This window comes from Pseudomonas shirazica, from assembly GCF_015168335.1.
GTDB lineage: Bacteria > Pseudomonadota > Gammaproteobacteria > Pseudomonadales > Pseudomonadaceae > Aquipseudomonas > Aquipseudomonas asiatica.
Window position 1 is genome coordinate 4,338,230 of sequence record NZ_CP063456.1, and the last position, 14,940, is coordinate 4,353,169.

Genomic DNA, 14,940 nt, shown 5'->3' on the forward strand with positions numbered 1-14,940 from the left:
TAGGAATAAGTCTTTCAAAGCTTGCGGCAGCGTACAACTAGCATTTTTTACAGGTAGGACCGAGTAGCAGCACGTGCCTATGGGCTGGTGAGACAATCGCACTAGAACTCGAACGGGTCGCGAATCAAGCGGTCAGGGGAAGGTTGAACGAAAAGTGGAAGAATTGGCTTTTTTGGCTTGGCGGCAGTAGAGGTGACTGGACTGCCACTGTAGTACTGCCGCTGCCAAATGCCTATCTGTGAGGACTGTCCAAGACCAAAATGCGCAGCGGTCTGGCGCAGTGAAAGCCGATGCTCGAGCATGTAGCTGAGCACTTGCTGCTTGAAATCACAGGTATAACGCCGCCCAGGCGAGCCTGAACAGATACCCTTACCGACCTGATAACTGGCAACCCAGCGCCGGAGCAGGCTGAAGTCGATACCGAAGTGTCGAGCCACCTTTCGGAAACCATTGTTGCCATTCAGGTAAGCAGTGATCGCAGTGAGCTTGAATAGCTCGGTGTACTTTTCCATAGATCCCCCAAGGGTTGGATTGGCGTCCAACTTTTGGGGGGCAGTCCAACCTGTGGGAGCGGGCAAGCCCGCGAAGAAGCTGACGCGGAATCAGCGCTTGTCGCGGCGCTTCTTCTCGGCCTTCTTGTGGTGCGACATCAGGCGGCGCTTCTTGTTGACCTGGCGATCAGTGAGGGTGTTCTTCTTGCCCTCGTACGGGTTCTCACCGCCCTTGTACTCGATGCGGATCGGCGTACCGACCAGCTTCAGCACACGCCGGTAGGTGTTCTCCAGGTAACGCGAGTACGACTTCGGAATCTTGTCGGTCTGGTTGCCGTGGATCACGATCAGCGGCGGGTTGGCACCACCAAGGTGGGCATAGCGCAGCTTGATGCGGCGGCCGTTGACCAGCGGCGGCTGGTGCTCGCTCACGGCATCTTCGAGGATCTGCGTCAGGCGGCTGGTCGGCCAACGGGTTACCGCCGACTTGAACGCGGCCTGCACCGACTTGTACAGGTGGCCCACGCCGGTGCCGTGCAGGGCGGAGATGAAGTGGATGTCGGCGAAATCGACGAAGAACAGCCGGCGCTCCAGCTCGGTCTTCACGTAGTCACGCTCGCCCGGCTCCATGCCGTCCCACTTGTTCAGGGCGATGACGATGGCACGGCCGGCTTCCAGGGCGAAGCCCAGCAGGTTCAGGTCGTGGTCCACCACGCCTTCGCGGGCGTCCATGACGAAGATCACCACGTTGGCGTCCTTGATCGCCTGCAGCGTCTTCACCACCGAGAACTTCTCGACTTCCTCGTGGATCTTGCCGCGCTTGCGCACGCCGGCGGTGTCGATGAAGGTGTACTTCTCGTCATCGCGCTCGAACGGGATGTAGATACTGTCGCGGGTGGTGCCCGGCTGGTCGTACACCACCACGCGCTCTTCGCCGAGCATGCGGTTGACCAGCGTCGACTTGCCGACGTTGGGGCGGCCGATGATGGCGATCTTGATGCCATCCTTTTCGCTCGGGCCCGGGATACGCACCGCTTCCTCGCCTTCGGCGACTTCGGCGTCCAGCGCTTCCTCGACCTGGTCGCGTGGCAGGTGGCCGAGCACGGCCTCCATCAGCGCATTGATGCCGCGGCCTTGGGAGCCGGCCACCGGGATGGCGTTGCCCATGCCCAGCGGCGAGAACTCGGCGCGAGCCACATCGGCGTCGATGTTGTCGATCTTGTTGGCAACCAGGATCGCTTCCTTGTTCCGCTTGCGCAGGTGCTCGGCGATCATCTGATCGGCAGCGGTCATGCCGGCACGGGCATCGACCAGGAACAGCACATAGTCAGCTTCTTCGATGGCCATGAGCGACTGCTCGGCCATTTTCTCGTCCATGCCCACTTCGTCACCGGTGATACCGCCGGTGTCGATCAGGATGAAGGAACGACCCTGCCAGGTGGCATCACCATACTGGCGGTCACGGGTCAGGCCCGACAGGTCACCGACGATGGCATCGCGGGTCTTGGTCAGGCGGTTGAACATGGTGGATTTGCCGACGTTCGGGCGGCCCACCAGGGCGATTACGGGAACCATTCGGCTCTCCACTCTTGAATTCTTGAAAATGCAAAGGCCGCTGCAAGGCAGCGGCCGGAGTTCGGGCGGCGTGTCCTACGCCGCGGCTTGAAGCCCGCCAAGGCTTCAAGCATAGCTTCAGCGGATGGTCAGTGCCTCGAGCTTGCCGCTGTTGCCGAAGACGTAGATGGTGTCGCCGACCACAAGTGGGCGGGCGCGCAGGCCATCACTGTCGATACGCTCACGGCCGACGAAGCGGCCATCGACCTGGCTCAGCAGGTGCAGGTAACCCTCGAAGTCGCCCACCGCCACGTAGCTGGAGAACACTTCAGGCGCGGTCAGCTGGCGGCGAGCCATGGTGTCGTTGGTCCACAGGGCGCTGGACGAGCGCTCGTCGACGCTTTCGACAGTACCGGAAGCTTCGCTGACATAGACGTTACCGTAACCCTGGGCGACACCCACGTAGCTGGAGGCATCACGCTGCCACAGCACGCGGCCGCTTTCCAGGTCCAGGCCCGCGACGCGGCCCTGGTAGGTGCTGACGTACAGGGTACCACCCGACAGCAGCAGGCCGCCGTCGATATCGACCACGCGGTCCAGCTCGGAACGGCCCTGCGGAATCGCCACACGGCTTTCCCACACCGGTACGCCGTTGTTGATGTCCACCGCCACCACCTTGCCGGTGGACAGGCCGGCGACGGCCAGGCGGTTGGTGGCGATCGGCGCGCCGGTGCCACGCAGGGTCAGCACGGCCGGGGTGTTTTCGTAGATCCAGCGACGGTCGCCAGTGGCGGCATCCAGGCCGATCAGGCGATCGTCCTGGGTCTGCACCACCACCACGTCACCGTTGTTCGCAGGCGGGGCCAGCACTTCGCTGGTCACGCGGGAGCGCCAGCGCTCCTCACCGGTGCTGGAGTCCAGGGCGATGACTTCACCCTTGAGGGTACCGATCATGACCAGGCCGTAGCCCACGCCGACAGCGCCGGAAACCGGCAGCTCGAGGTCCTTCTTCCACACCACGTCGCCGGTGATACGGTCGAGGGCAAAGACTTCGCCGTTGACGTCGGAGGCGTAGATACGGTCGTTCTCGATGGCAGGTACGAGGGTGTTGTAGGTCTCGCCCTGGCCGTCACCGATCGAACGGCTCCACTGCTTTTTCAGCACCACTTCCTCGGTGAACTTGGTCAGCTCGGCCGGAGGCAGTTCCTTCTTGCTGTTGCTGCTGCAACCTGCGGCCAGTACGGCCAGGGTCAGCACTGCTGCATGTTTCCAACCGATCACTTACGCGTCCCCTTTGGCCAAGTCATCCAGCTTCAATTGCAGGCCACCGACCGCCGCCTCATCGGACAACGCAGCCTTGGCTTTCTCGTAAGCGCTGTGCGCGTCGTCGGCGCGACCCAGTTGCACCAGCAGGTCACCTTTCAACTCTTCGCGGCTGGCCAGGAAGGCTTTGTCGGCGTCGCCGTCGAGCAACTTGAGGGCATCCTCGGCCTTGTTCTGGGCGGCCAGCACACGAGCCAGGCGCTGACGCGAAATCTCGCCCAGGGTGGCATCGGCCGGCTTGTCCAGCACGCTCTTCAACTCGGCAGCAGCGTCGTCGAGCTTGCCGGTCTCGACCGCGACCTTGGCCACGAACAGGCTGCCGTACTGGGCGTAGGCGGTACCGCCGAACTCGCTCTTGAGCTTGCCGGCCAGTTCCGCGACCTTGGTCGCGTCAGGCTGGCCAGTCGGCGTCAGGCTGGTCTCCAGCAAGGCCTGGTACAGCTGCGAGGCACCTTGCGACTGATTGTTCTGGTACTTGTGCCAGGTATTCCAGCCCAACACCACCACGCCAGCCAGCAGGGCACCGGTCAGCAGCGGCTTGCCGTTGCGGTTCCACCAGTCCTTGACCCCTGCCAGTTCATCATCGGTACTCGACACCCCAATACTCCTTTTCGCCTATTCGCTTGTTGAACCGCGTTACGCCTGCGCGATCGCGGTTTCCAGGTGCTCAGCCAGAGCATCCCAGGCAATGTTCTGTTGTTCGCCCTGACCACGCAGGGGCTTGAAGCCGATCTCTTGCTTGACCAGTTCGTCGTCACCGAGGATCAGGGCGAACAGCGCGCCGCTCTTGTCGGCTTTCTTGAACTGGCTCTTGAAGCTGCCACCGCCGGCGTTGACTGCCAGGCGCAGGCCCGGCAAGCGGTCACGCAGGCTTTCGGACAGGCGCAGGCCGGCCAGCTCCGCCTGTTCGCCAAAGGCGCACAGGTAGACGTCGATCTGGCGGCTGATGGACTCGGGCACCTTGCCCAGGGTTTCCAGCAGCAGGATCAGGCGCTCGATGCCCATGGCGAAACCGACGCCCGGGGTCGGCTTGCCGCCCATCTGTTCGACCAGGCCGTCATAACGGCCGCCGGCGCAGACAGTGCCCTGGGCGCCGAGCTTGTCGGTAACCCACTCGAACACGGTCTTGCTGTAGTAGTCCAGGCCACGCACCAGCTTGGTGTTGATCACGAACGGGATGCCGGCAGCGTCCAGGCGGGCCTTGAGGCCCTCGAAGTGCACGCGCGACTCTTCGTCCAGGTAGTCTTCCAGCTTCGGCGCGCCGACCAGCACCGCCTGGGTGTTCTGGTCCTTGCTGTCGAGAATGCGCAGCGGGTTGCTCTTCAGGCGGCGCTGGCTGTCTTCGTCCAGTTGCTCCAGGCGCGCCGAGAGGAACTCGACCAGCGCATCACGGTAGCGTGCACGTGCTTCGCTGGTGCCCAGGCTGTTGAGCTCCAGCTTGACCGCGTCCTGGATGCCCAGCAGGCCCCACAGGCGCCAGGTCAGCATGATCAGCTCGGCGTCGATGTCCGGGCCATCCAGGTTGAACACTTCCACGCCAATCTGGTGGAACTGGCGGTAGCGGCCCTTCTGCGGGCGCTCGTGGCGGAACATCTGGCCGATGTACCACAGTTTCTGCACCTGGCCGTTGCCGGTGATGCCATGCTCGAGTACGGCACGCACGCAGGCGGCAGTGCCTTCGGGGCGCAGGGTCAGCGAATCGCCGTTGCGGTCCTCGAAGGTGTACATCTCTTTTTCGACGATGTCGGTCACTTCACCGATGGAGCGCTTGAACAGCTCGGTGAACTCGACGATCGGCGTGCGGATCTGGCTGTACCCGTAGGTGTCCAGCAGGCCGGCCACGGTGCCTTCGAAGTAGCGCCACAGTGGCGACTGTTCTGGCAGGATGTCGTTCATGCCACGGATGGCTTGCAGCGATTTGCTCACGAAAAGTCCTTACGAATTCTGTGTGTCAGCCACGGACGATCAGCGCCGCGTCGGCTTCGGCCTTTTCGGCCGCTTTCTGGCGGATGAGCTTTTCCAGCTCATCGACCAGGTTGTCGTTGGTCAGCTTCTGCGCCGGCTTGCCGTCGATGTAGATCAGGTTCGGCGTGCCGCCGGTCAGCCCCACATGGGCCTCCTTGGCTTCGCCCGGGCCGTTGACCACGCAACCGATCACCGCCACGTCCAGCGGCACCAGCAGGTCTTCCAGGCGCCCTTCCAGCTCGTTCATGGTCTTGACCACATCGAAGTTCTGCCGCGAGCAGCTCGGGCAGGCGATGAAGTTGATGCCACGCGAGCGCAGGTGCAGCGACTTGAGAATGTCGTAGCCGACTTTCACTTCTTCGACCGGGTCGGCCGCCAGCGAGATACGGATGGTATCGCCAATGCCTTCGGCCAGCAGCATACCGAGGCCGACAGCGGATTTCACCGTCCCCGAACGCAGGCCACCGGCTTCGGTGATGCCCAGGTGCAGCGGCTGCACGATCTGCTTGGCCAGCAGGCGGTAGGCTTCGACGGCCATGAACACATCGGAGGCCTTGACGCTGACCTTGAAGTCCTGGAAGTCCAGGCGGTCGAGGTGCTCGACATGGCGCAGGGCCGACTCGACCAGCGCCGCCGGGGTCGGTTCGCCGTACTTCTTCTGCAGGTCCTTTTCCAGGGAGCCGGCGTTGACGCCGATACGGATCGGGATGCCCCGATCGCGGGCGGCATCGACTACCGCGCGTACACGGTCTTCACGGCCGATGTTGCCCGGGTTGATACGCAGGCAGTCGACGCCCAGTTCGGCCACGCGCAGGGCGATCTTGTAGTCGAAGTGGATGTCGGCAACCAGCGGCACGCTGACCTGCTGCTTGATGCGGCCGAACGCCTCTGCAGCGTCCATGTCCGGCACCGAGACGCGCACGATGTCCACGCCGGCATCGACCAGGCGCTGGATTTGCGCCACGGTGGCGGCCACATCGTTGGTGTCGGTGTTGGTCATGCTCTGCACCGCGATGGGGGCATCACCACCCACCGGTACATTGCCGACCCAGATTTTGCGGGATTCGCGACGTTTGATCGGAGATTCGCCGTGCATGATTACTGTCCCAACTTCAGGCGAGCGGTCTCGCCACTGGTGAACGGGGCAACATCGACGGCCTGGCCGTTGTAGCTGACCTGGGCGCCACGGGCAAAGCCCAGGCGTACCGAGAACGGCGGCTTGCCGGTCAGCTCGAGGTTGTCCCCCTTGCGCTTGATGGCGCTGAACAGCACCTTGCCGTTGCCGTCGGTGACCTGGGTCCAGCAATCGGCGACGAACTGGATGGCGACCTTGGCACTGCCAGCCGGCACTGCGGCGGCGGCAGGCTCGGCAGCGGCCACGGCCGCTACAGGTGTAGCAGGTGCAACAGCCGCCGGGGCCGGGGCAACCGGTGCTACCGGCGCAGGCGCGGCAGCAGGTGCGCTGGCGATCGCTGGCACAGGCGCCTGCTGGGCCGGTGTCGGTACTACGGCAGCGGTATCGGCAGGTGCCGGGCTTGCCGGTGCCGGTACGGCGGCAGGCTGATCGGCTGCGCCCTGCTCAAGCGGCAGCGGCGCACTCTCAGGCTGCTGGCCAGCGGAAACAGCCTGGTCTTCTGGCTCATCGAGCGGGTGAATCTGGGTGGTGCCGTCGGCGCTTTCGACTTCGACGTGCTCCAGGGCAATCTTGGCCAGCTCCTTGCCACGCAGGCTGCCCTGGTCCTGCCACCAGACGAAGCCGCCGCCGACCACTGCCACCAGCAGCAGCAGGCTGACGCCACGCAGAATGTTGTGCGACAGGCGCACGGGCTCTTCGATACGGCCCAGCGAGTGCACGTCGCTGCCTTTGGCGTGGGTGCCGGTGTAACGGTCGAAGGCGTCCACCAGGGCAGCCTGGTCCAGGTCCATCAGCTTGGCATAGGCGCGGATATAACCACGGGCGAAGGTATGCCCCGGCAGCTTGTCGAAGGCGCCGATTTCCACGTGGTTCAACGAACTGACAGTGAGGTTGAGCTTGCGGGCCACCTCGGCTTGTGACCAGTCCCGGTTCTCACGGGCCTGACGCAAAAGCTCACCGGGGTTCTGGCCAGGCGCTACTGCTACTTCGGGATGCGCGGCTTTCATCGTTGCTCCGACAGGTATTGCTGATATTCCGGCGTACCGGGATAAAGTCGTTGTAATTGCTGGCCCAGCTCGGCCAGTGTGCCTTGCTCGTCGAATACCCTGGCAAGGCGGCTGCCCAGCAGCAGGCTACGGGCATCGTGGTCGCTCAACTGGCTGAAACGATCGTAGTAGTCCCGGGCCGGCACATAATGCCTGTTTTCGTAGGACAACTCAGCCATTTCCAGCAAGGCTTTCGGCTGCCGCTGGTTGAGTTGCAGAGCTTTCTGCAGATACGCATGGGCCTGGTCGCGGCGCTCGAGCTTCAGGGCGGTCAGGCCCAGGTTCTCGTAAACGCGTGAGCGCTCAGGATACAGGGTATCGGCGCTGGCAAGGCGAAACATCTGCTCGGCCTCGGCAAATCGGCCTTGAGCATAAAGGAAACTGCCGTAATTGTTGCGAATTCGCGTGTCGCCGGTACGTGCCTTCAGCGCCTTGCGGAAGTGCGTTTCGGCCAGCGCAGGCTCGCCTTCGGCCTGAAAGACCAGCGCCAGGGCGGCGTGCGCATCGGCATCACCACCATCCAGGGCCAGGGCCTTGCCCAGCGGCGCCTTGGCCTGCTCGGTCAAACCCTGTTGCAAATAACCCAGCCCAAGCTGCACATAGGCCCGCCCCGCCTCTGCCCTGCCCTGGCGGCTGGCCAGGGGGTCGCCCGCGCCGCCCGACACGCAGCCGGCCAGCAGCGAAAGCGCAAGGATCGACAGCGCGGCGCGCAGGCTCATGGGCAAGGTCCCGGTCAGTGGCTGGCGGGGCTGTCTTGCAGCTCGGCGTCCGCGGACAGCTGGCGCACAGCGATGTAGCGCTCGCTGCGGCGGGTGCGGTCGTTGACCTGGCCGACCAGCTGACCACAGGCAGCGTCGATGTCATCACCACGGGTGGTGCGGGTGGTGACGTTGAAGCCACCATGGTGCAACAGATCCTGGAAGCGGCGAATGGCGTTGTTGCTCGGCCGCTCGTAGCCCGAGTGCGGGAACGGGTTGAACGGGATCAGGTTGATCTTGCAGGGTACGTCGCGCAGCAGCTCGATCATTTGCGCAGCATGCTCAGGCTGGTCGTTGACGTCCTTGAGCAGGGTGTACTCGATGGTCAGCACGCGCTTGCCACCCAGGGTGGACATGTAGCCCATGCACGATTCCAGCAGCATCTTCAGCGGGTACTTCTTGTTGATCGGTACCAGCTTGTTGCGCAGTTCGTCGTTCGGTGCGTGCAGCGACAGGGCCAGCGACACGTCGATGTGCTTGGCCAGCTCGTCGATCATCGGCACCACGCCCGAGGTGGACAGGGTGACGCGACGCTTGGAAATGCCATAGCCCAGATCTTCCATCATGATCTTCATGGCGGCGATGACATTGTCGAAATTCAGCAGGGGTTCGCCCATGCCCATCATGACCACGTTGGTAATGGCGCGGTCGATCTTGGCCGGAACGGTCCCGAAGGATTTGTTGGCAAGCCACACCTGGCCGATCACTTCGGCGGCGGTGAGGTTGCTGTTGAAGCCTTGCTTGCCGGTGGAGCAGAAGCTGCAGTCCAGGGCACAGCCGGCTTGCGACGACACGCACAGGGTGCCGCGATCGTCGGTGGGGATGTAGACGGTCTCGACGCAGCTGCCGGAGGCAACGCGGACCACCCACTTGCGGGTACCGTCGGCGGAAATGTCTTCACTGACCACTTCCGGGCCCCGAATCTCGGCAACGGCCTCGAGCTTTTCGCGCAAGGCCTTGCCGACATTGGTCATGGCGGCGAAATCGTCGACGCCATAGTGGTGAATCCATTTCATGACCTGACCGGCACGAAAACGCTTCTCTCCGATCGACTCGAAGAATTTTTCCATTTCCTGCAGGGTCAGGCCCAACAGGTTGATCTTGCCAGTCATGTCACTCATGGAATCACCCAAGACCTGCTTCGCTTAGCGAATGCGGTCGCACAGCTCGGTAGCGGAGAAGAAGTAAGCGATTTCGCGGGCAGCCGAAGCTTCCGAGTCGGAACCGTGAACAGCGTTTTCGTCGATGGAAACGGCGAAGTCAGCACGGATGGTGCCGGCAGCAGCTTCTTTCGGGTTGGTGGCGCCCATCAGCTCGCGGTTGGCCAGAACGGCGTTTTCGCCTTCCAGAACCTGAACGATGACCGGGCCGGAAGTCATGAAGGCAACCAGGTCACCGAAGAAGCCGCGCTCTTTGTGTTCGGCGTAGAAGCCTTCGGCTTCGGCTTTGGACAGTTGCTTCATTTTCGAAGCGACGACGCGCAGGCCGGCTTTCTCGAAACGAGTGGTGATCTCGCCGATGACGTTCTTGGCAACGGCGTCAGGCTTGATGATGGAGAAAGTACGTTGAACAGCCATGGAAAACTCCAGAAAAATGAGTGTTGCGAAAAATTAAACCCGCGAATTATACGCGGGTTCCAGGGGATTGCCTAACCTGCAGGATGCGTTCAGTCGGCTTCTTCGATCCAGGCCGCCTGGATGGCCTCGAGCACTTTCTCGCCGCCGCGTGACGGATCGTCGCTGAATTCTGGCAAGGCCAGCACCCAGCGGTGCAGATCGACGAAATTCACATAACGAGGATCGACTTCCGGCTTGCTTTCTGCAAGCTGGATGGCGATCTCAAGTACATCAATCCATTTCAGGCTCATGGGGTAAACCTCAGTGCGGCGCTTCGGCGGCGTGGTTGAGCGAATACTTGGGGATCTCGATGACCAGGTCCTGGTCAGCGACAACCACCTGGCAGCCGAGGCGCGATTGAGCCTCCAAGCCCCAGGCCTTGTCCAGCATGTCCTCTTCCAGTTCGTCGGCTTCTTCGAGCGAGTCGAAGCCCTTGCGCACGATGCAGTGGCAAGTGGTGCAGGCCTTGACGCCGCCGCAGGCGCTTTCCATCTCGATGTGATGGTCGTGGGCCAGCTCCAGGATGTTGGTCCCGGTCTCGACTTCCACGGTCAGCCCTTCGGGGCAGAACTTCTCGTGCGGCAGGAATGTCACCAGCGGCATCGGTTACTCCTCGATCTCATTCAGGTTGCGCCCGGCCAGTGCGGCTTTGACCGTCGAATCAAGGCGACGGGCGGCAAATGCGTCGGTCACCTGCGACAGACGTTTGGTCTGTTGCTCGATGGCTGCGCCATCGGTGCCGGCCAGCAAATCACGTAGTTCTTGCATCTGGAATTCGATGGCGTCGCGCTCGTCACTGCTGAGCAGGCGTTCGCCGTCGGCGTCCAGGGCGCCCTGTACCGCTTCGAGCAGGCGCTCGCCGTCCACCTGGTGCTCGCGCAGCTGGCGGGCCTGCTTGTCGGAACCTGCGTGTTCGAAGGAATCCTTGAGCATGCGGGCGATTTCGCCGTCGGTCAGGCCGTAGGACGGCTTGACCTGAATGCTGGCTTCCACGCCCGAGCCCAGCTCGCGGGCGGCGACGCTGAGCAGGCCGTCGGCGTCGACCTGGAAGGTGACGCGGATCTTTGCCGCACCGGCGACCATGGCCGGGATGCCACGCAACTCGAAGCGCGCCAGCGAGCGGCAATCGCTGATCAGCTCGCGCTCGCCCTGCAGCACGTGGATCATCATGGCCGACTGGCCATCTTTATAGGTGGTGAACTCCTGGGCACGCGCCACCGGGATGGTGGTGTTGCGCGGGATCACCTTCTCCATCAGCCCGCCCATAGTCTCAAGGCCAAGCGACAGCGGGATGACATCCAACAGCAGCAGTTCGCCACCTTCGCGGCGGTTGCCGGCCAAGGTATCGGCCTGGATGGCGGCACCGATGGCCACCACCTGGTCGGGGTCGATCGAGGTCAGCGGGGTGCGGCCGAACAGTGCTCCGACGGCTTCACGCACACGCGGTACGCGGGTCGAACCACCGACCATGACCACGGCGCTGACTTCTTCCAGCTCGATACCGCTGTCACGCACGGCGCGGCGGCAGGCCTTGAGGCTGCGGGCGACCATGGGCTCGATCATGGCTTCGAAACCGGCGCGGCTCAACTCGCCCTGCCAGGTGCCATGGCTGACGCTGACCACGTCGGCGTCGGTCAGGGCTTCCTTGGCGGCGCAGGCGGTCTGCAACAGTGCGCGCTGGGTGGCCGGGTCCAGGTCGGATGACAGCCCGGCCTGCTCGATGATCCAGCCAGCGATGGCGTGGTCGAAGTCGTCACCGCCCAAGGCGGTATCGCCACCGGTGGCCAGCACTTCGAATACGCCGGCAGTCAGGCGCAGGATGGAAATGTCGAAGGTACCGCCGCCCAGGTCATAGATGGCCACCACGCCTTCGGCGTTCTGGTCCAGGCCATAGGCCACGGCAGCGGCGGTCGGCTCGTTGAGCAGGCGCAGCACGTTCAGGCCGGCCAGGCGCGCAGCGTCCTTGGTGGCCTGGCGCTGGGCATCGTCGAAATAGGCCGGCACGGTGATAACCGCGCCCACCAGCTCACCACCGAGGGTGGCTTCGGCACGCTCGCGCAGCACCTTGAGGATATCGGCGGACACTTCCACCGGGCTTTTCGGCCCCTGCACGGTGTCGATGAACGGCATGTGCGACTCACCGCCAACGAAGCGGTACGGCAGCTGCTCGCCCAGTTGCTTGACGTCGGCCAGGCCGCGCCCCATCAAGCGCTTGACCGACAGCACGGTGTTCAGCGGGTCGCTGGAAGCGGCATCGCGTGCAGCCTGCCCCACTTCGTTGCGCCCTTCGAGGTAGCGCACCGCGGACGGCAGAATGACATTGCCCTGCGCGTCGGGCAGGGGCTCGCTACGGCCGCTGCGCAGTGCGGCGACCAGGGAGTTGGTGGTACCCAGGTCGATCCCCACCGCCAGGCGGCGCTGATGCGGCTGAGGGCTTTGACCGGGTTCGGCAATCTGCAGTAGGGCCATGCTTATCTGAATACCTTAGGTGCTATCACGGGCAGCACCGGGTTAATCGTCGAGGCGCTCTTCCAGTTGGCGCACTTCTTGGGCGAGCTTGTCGAGGAACTGCATGCGGCGCATCAGGCGTTCGGCCTTGTCGCGCTCGCCCGGGGCGTCCCAGCAGGCGGCAAAGTCCTCGTTCAGCGTGTCCTGGGCGACCTTCAGGCGCTTCTTGAACACGGCCACGCCATCGAGGTCGGCTTCGTCCTGCAGTTCTTCGAGCTCTTCACGCCACTGCATCTGCTGCAACAGGAAGTCAGGGTCGTGGACCGTGACCTCCTGAGGCACTTCGTGGCCGCCGATGGCCAGCAGGTAGCGGGCGCGACGCGGCGCACTGCGCAGTGTCTGGTAGGCGTCGTTGAGGGCCGCGGACTTTTCCAGCGCCACGCGCTGCTCGCGCTCGGAGGCGTCGGCAAAGCGGTCGGGATGGACTTCGCGGGCCAGCTCGCGATAGCGAGTGGCCAGCTTGTCGAGATCCAGGCGGAAGCTTGGCTGGAGGTCAAACAATGCGAAATGACAAGGAGTACCCACAGCCAGCCTCAAACGTTGAAGCTTTCGCCGCAGCCACACTCACCGCGCACGTTGGGGTTGTTGAACTTGAAGCCTTCGTTCAACCCTTCCTTGACGAAGTCCAGTTCGGTGCCATCGAGGTAGACCAGGCTCTTGGGATCGATGATCACCTTGACGCCATGGTTCTCGAACACCTGGTCCTCGTCCGCCAGCTCGTCGACGAACTCCAGCACGTAGGCCAGGCCCGAGCAACCGGTGGTACGCACGCCCAGGCGAATGCCTTCGCCCTTGCCGCGCCCTTCCAGGGAACGCCGCACGTGGTTGGCGGCGGCTTCTGTCATGCTGATAGCCATCAGGACTCCTTACCTCGCAACAGGCGACTTAGATCAAGCCTTTCTTCTGCTTGTAATCGCGAACGGCTGCCTTGATGGCATCTTCGGCGAGTACCGAGCAGTGGATCTTGACCGGCGGCAACGCCAGTTCTTCGGCCAGCTGGGTGTTCTTGATGGTTTCGGCTTCGTCCAGGGTCTTGCCCTTCATCCACTCGGTGGCGAGGGAGCTGGAAGCGATGGCCGAACCGCAGCCGTAGGTCTTGAACTTGGCGTCTTCGATCACGCCCTGCTCGTTGACCTTGATCTGCAGGCGCATCACGTCACCGCAGGCCGGGGCGCCGACCATGCCGGTACCGACGTCCGGGTCTTCGGCATTCATCTTGCCGACGTTGCGCGGGTTTTCGTAGTGGTCGATGACCTTTTCACTGTATGCCATGGTGCAATTCCTTCCTCATCAGGGAGCCGCTCTTGCCGGCGACTGCTTAGTGGGCGGCCCACTCGATCTTGGAGATGTCAACGCCGTCTTTGTACATGTCCCACAGCGGCGACAGCTCACGCAGTTTGTTCACGGCCTCGCAGACTTTCTGCGCGGCGTAGTCGACTTCTTCTTCGGTGGTGAAGCGGCCGAAGGAGAAGCGGATCGAGCTGTGCGCCAGCTCGTCATTGCGGCCCAGGGCGCGCAATACGTAGGACGGCTCGAGCGACGCGGAGGTGCAGGCCGAACCGGACGATACGGCGATATCCTTCAGCGACATCAGCAGCGATTCGCCTTCGACGTAGTTGAAGCTCAGGTTCAGGTTGTGCGGTACGCGGGCAGTCTTGCTGCCGTTGACGTACAGCTCTTCGAGGTCCGAGACCTGCTTGAAGAAGCGGTCGCTCAGGGCCTTGATGCGTACGTTTTCCGCGGCCATTTCCTGTTTGGCGATGGCGAAGGCTTCGCCCATGCCGACAATCTGGTGGGTCGGCAGGGTGCCCGAACGCATGCCGCGCTCATGGCCACCGCCGTGAATGATGGCTTCCAGGCGTACACGAGGCTTGCGGCTGACGTACAGTGCGCCGATGCCTTTCGGGCCGTAGACCTTGTGCGCCGAGAACGACATCAGGTCGACCTTCAGCTTTTGCAGGTCAATTTCGACCTTGCCGGCCGACTGCGCGGCGTCAACATGGAACAGCACGCCGCGCGAGCGGGTCAGTTCACCGATGGCGGCGATATCGTTGATCGAGCCAACTTCGTTGTTCACGTGCATCAGCGAAACCAGGATGGTGTCGTCGCGCAGCGCCGCCTCGACCATGGCCGGGGTGACGATGCCGTCTTCGCCTGGCTCGAGGTAGGTGACTTCGAAACCCTCACGCTCCAGCTGGCGAGCGGTATCCAGGACCGCCTTGTGCTCGATCTTGGAGGTGATGATGTGCTTGCCCTTGGTCTGATAGAAGTGCGCGACGCCCTTGAGTGCGAGGTTGTCGGACTCGGTGGCACCGCTGGTCCAGACGATTTCGCGCGGATCGGCGTTGATCAGTTCGGCAACCTGGCGGCGACCGTTCTCGACCGCTTCCTCGGCTTTCCAGCCAAAGACGTGGGAGCGCGAAGCCGGGTTACCGAAGTTCCCGTCGACCAGCAGGCAGTCGGCCATCTTCTGGGCCACGCGTGGGTCGACCGGGGTGGTCGCGGAGTAATCGAGGTAGATCGGCAACTTCATTTGTCTCTCCT

At 63.1% G+C, this 14,940-nt stretch carries 17 protein-coding genes; all 17 read right to left on the minus strand.

The window, feature by feature from the left end:
• Positions 1 to 101 precede the first annotated feature (101 nt).
• Entirely contained in the window at positions 102 to 512 is a 411-nt protein-coding gene (locus tag IMX18_RS19985; protein ID WP_100413264.1) for a transposase, read from the minus strand.
• Positions 513 to 602: 90 nt separating this feature from the next.
• Positions 603 to 2,066 carry a ribosome biogenesis GTPase Der gene (gene der, locus IMX18_RS19990; protein ID WP_013971029.1) on the minus strand — a complete coding sequence of 488 codons (1,464 nt, stop codon included), beginning with the start codon at positions 2,064 to 2,066 and terminating at the stop codon, positions 603 to 605.
• Between the two features lie 117 nt (positions 2,067 to 2,183).
• On the minus strand, positions 2,184 to 3,326 hold the full coding sequence (bamB, locus tag IMX18_RS19995; protein ID WP_013971028.1) for an outer membrane protein assembly factor BamB: 1,143 nt from the start codon (positions 3,324 to 3,326) through the stop codon (positions 2,184 to 2,186).
• A complete protein-coding gene (locus IMX18_RS20000; protein WP_015269019.1) occupies positions 3,327 to 3,965 on the minus strand; it encodes a tetratricopeptide repeat protein in 639 nt (212 codons plus the stop codon).
• A gap of 39 nt (positions 3,966 to 4,004) precedes the next feature.
• Positions 4,005 to 5,294, minus strand: a complete 1,290-nt coding sequence (hisS, locus tag IMX18_RS20005) for a histidine--tRNA ligase (RefSeq protein WP_100413263.1) — start codon at positions 5,292 to 5,294, stop codon at positions 4,005 to 4,007.
• 25 nt (positions 5,295 to 5,319) lie between these two features.
• A complete protein-coding gene (ispG, locus tag IMX18_RS20010) occupies positions 5,320 to 6,429 on the minus strand; it encodes a flavodoxin-dependent (E)-4-hydroxy-3-methylbut-2-enyl-diphosphate synthase (RefSeq protein WP_003257869.1) in 1,110 nt (369 codons plus the stop codon).
• A gap of 2 nt (positions 6,430 to 6,431) precedes the next feature.
• Entirely contained in the window at positions 6,432 to 7,475 is a 1,044-nt protein-coding gene (locus tag IMX18_RS20015) for a RodZ domain-containing protein (RefSeq protein ID WP_217190026.1), read from the minus strand.
• Positions 7,472 to 8,233 (minus strand): type IV pilus biogenesis/stability protein PilW, encoded by a 762-nt coding sequence (pilW, locus tag IMX18_RS20020; protein ID WP_015269015.1) that lies wholly within the window; start codon positions 8,231 to 8,233, stop codon positions 7,472 to 7,474. The genes IMX18_RS20015 and pilW overlap by 4 nt, the downstream gene beginning before the upstream one ends.
• Before the next feature lie 14 nt (positions 8,234 to 8,247).
• A complete protein-coding gene (gene rlmN, locus IMX18_RS20025) occupies positions 8,248 to 9,393 on the minus strand; it encodes a dual-specificity RNA methyltransferase RlmN (RefSeq protein ID WP_013971022.1) in 1,146 nt (381 codons plus the stop codon).
• A 24-nt stretch (positions 9,394 to 9,417) separates the two neighbouring features.
• Complete coding sequence (ndk, locus tag IMX18_RS20030; RefSeq protein WP_013971021.1) at positions 9,418 to 9,849, minus strand: nucleoside-diphosphate kinase; 432 nt, start codon at positions 9,847 to 9,849, stop codon at positions 9,418 to 9,420.
• Between the two features lie 89 nt (positions 9,850 to 9,938).
• Positions 9,939 to 10,139, minus strand: coding sequence for a Fe-S cluster assembly protein IscX (gene iscX / locus IMX18_RS20035; protein ID WP_003257859.1), 201 nt, complete (start codon positions 10,137 to 10,139; stop codon positions 9,939 to 9,941).
• Positions 10,140 to 10,149: 10 nt separating this feature from the next.
• Positions 10,150 to 10,491 (minus strand): ISC system 2Fe-2S type ferredoxin, encoded by a 342-nt coding sequence (gene fdx, locus IMX18_RS20040; protein ID WP_013971020.1) that lies wholly within the window; start codon positions 10,489 to 10,491, stop codon positions 10,150 to 10,152.
• A gap of 3 nt (positions 10,492 to 10,494) precedes the next feature.
• Positions 10,495 to 12,357, minus strand: coding sequence for a Fe-S protein assembly chaperone HscA (hscA, locus tag IMX18_RS20045; RefSeq protein ID WP_015269013.1), 1,863 nt, complete (start codon positions 12,355 to 12,357; stop codon positions 10,495 to 10,497).
• A gap of 42 nt (positions 12,358 to 12,399) precedes the next feature.
• Positions 12,400 to 12,921 (minus strand): co-chaperone HscB, encoded by a 522-nt coding sequence (hscB, locus tag IMX18_RS20050; RefSeq protein WP_015269012.1) that lies wholly within the window; start codon positions 12,919 to 12,921, stop codon positions 12,400 to 12,402.
• Positions 12,922 to 12,929: 8 nt separating this feature from the next.
• Complete coding sequence (gene iscA / locus IMX18_RS20055) at positions 12,930 to 13,253, minus strand: iron-sulfur cluster assembly protein IscA (RefSeq protein WP_003257854.1); 324 nt, start codon at positions 13,251 to 13,253, stop codon at positions 12,930 to 12,932.
• A 28-nt stretch (positions 13,254 to 13,281) separates the two neighbouring features.
• Positions 13,282 to 13,668 (minus strand): Fe-S cluster assembly scaffold IscU, encoded by a 387-nt coding sequence (gene iscU, locus IMX18_RS20060; RefSeq protein ID WP_003248539.1) that lies wholly within the window; start codon positions 13,666 to 13,668, stop codon positions 13,282 to 13,284.
• 46 nt (positions 13,669 to 13,714) lie between these two features.
• The gene (locus IMX18_RS20065) at positions 13,715 to 14,929 is read right to left on the minus strand and encodes an IscS subfamily cysteine desulfurase (protein WP_013971017.1); all 1,215 of its coding nucleotides are present in this window, start codon (positions 14,927 to 14,929) and stop codon (positions 13,715 to 13,717) included.
• Between the last annotated feature and the right edge of the window lie 11 nt (positions 14,930 to 14,940).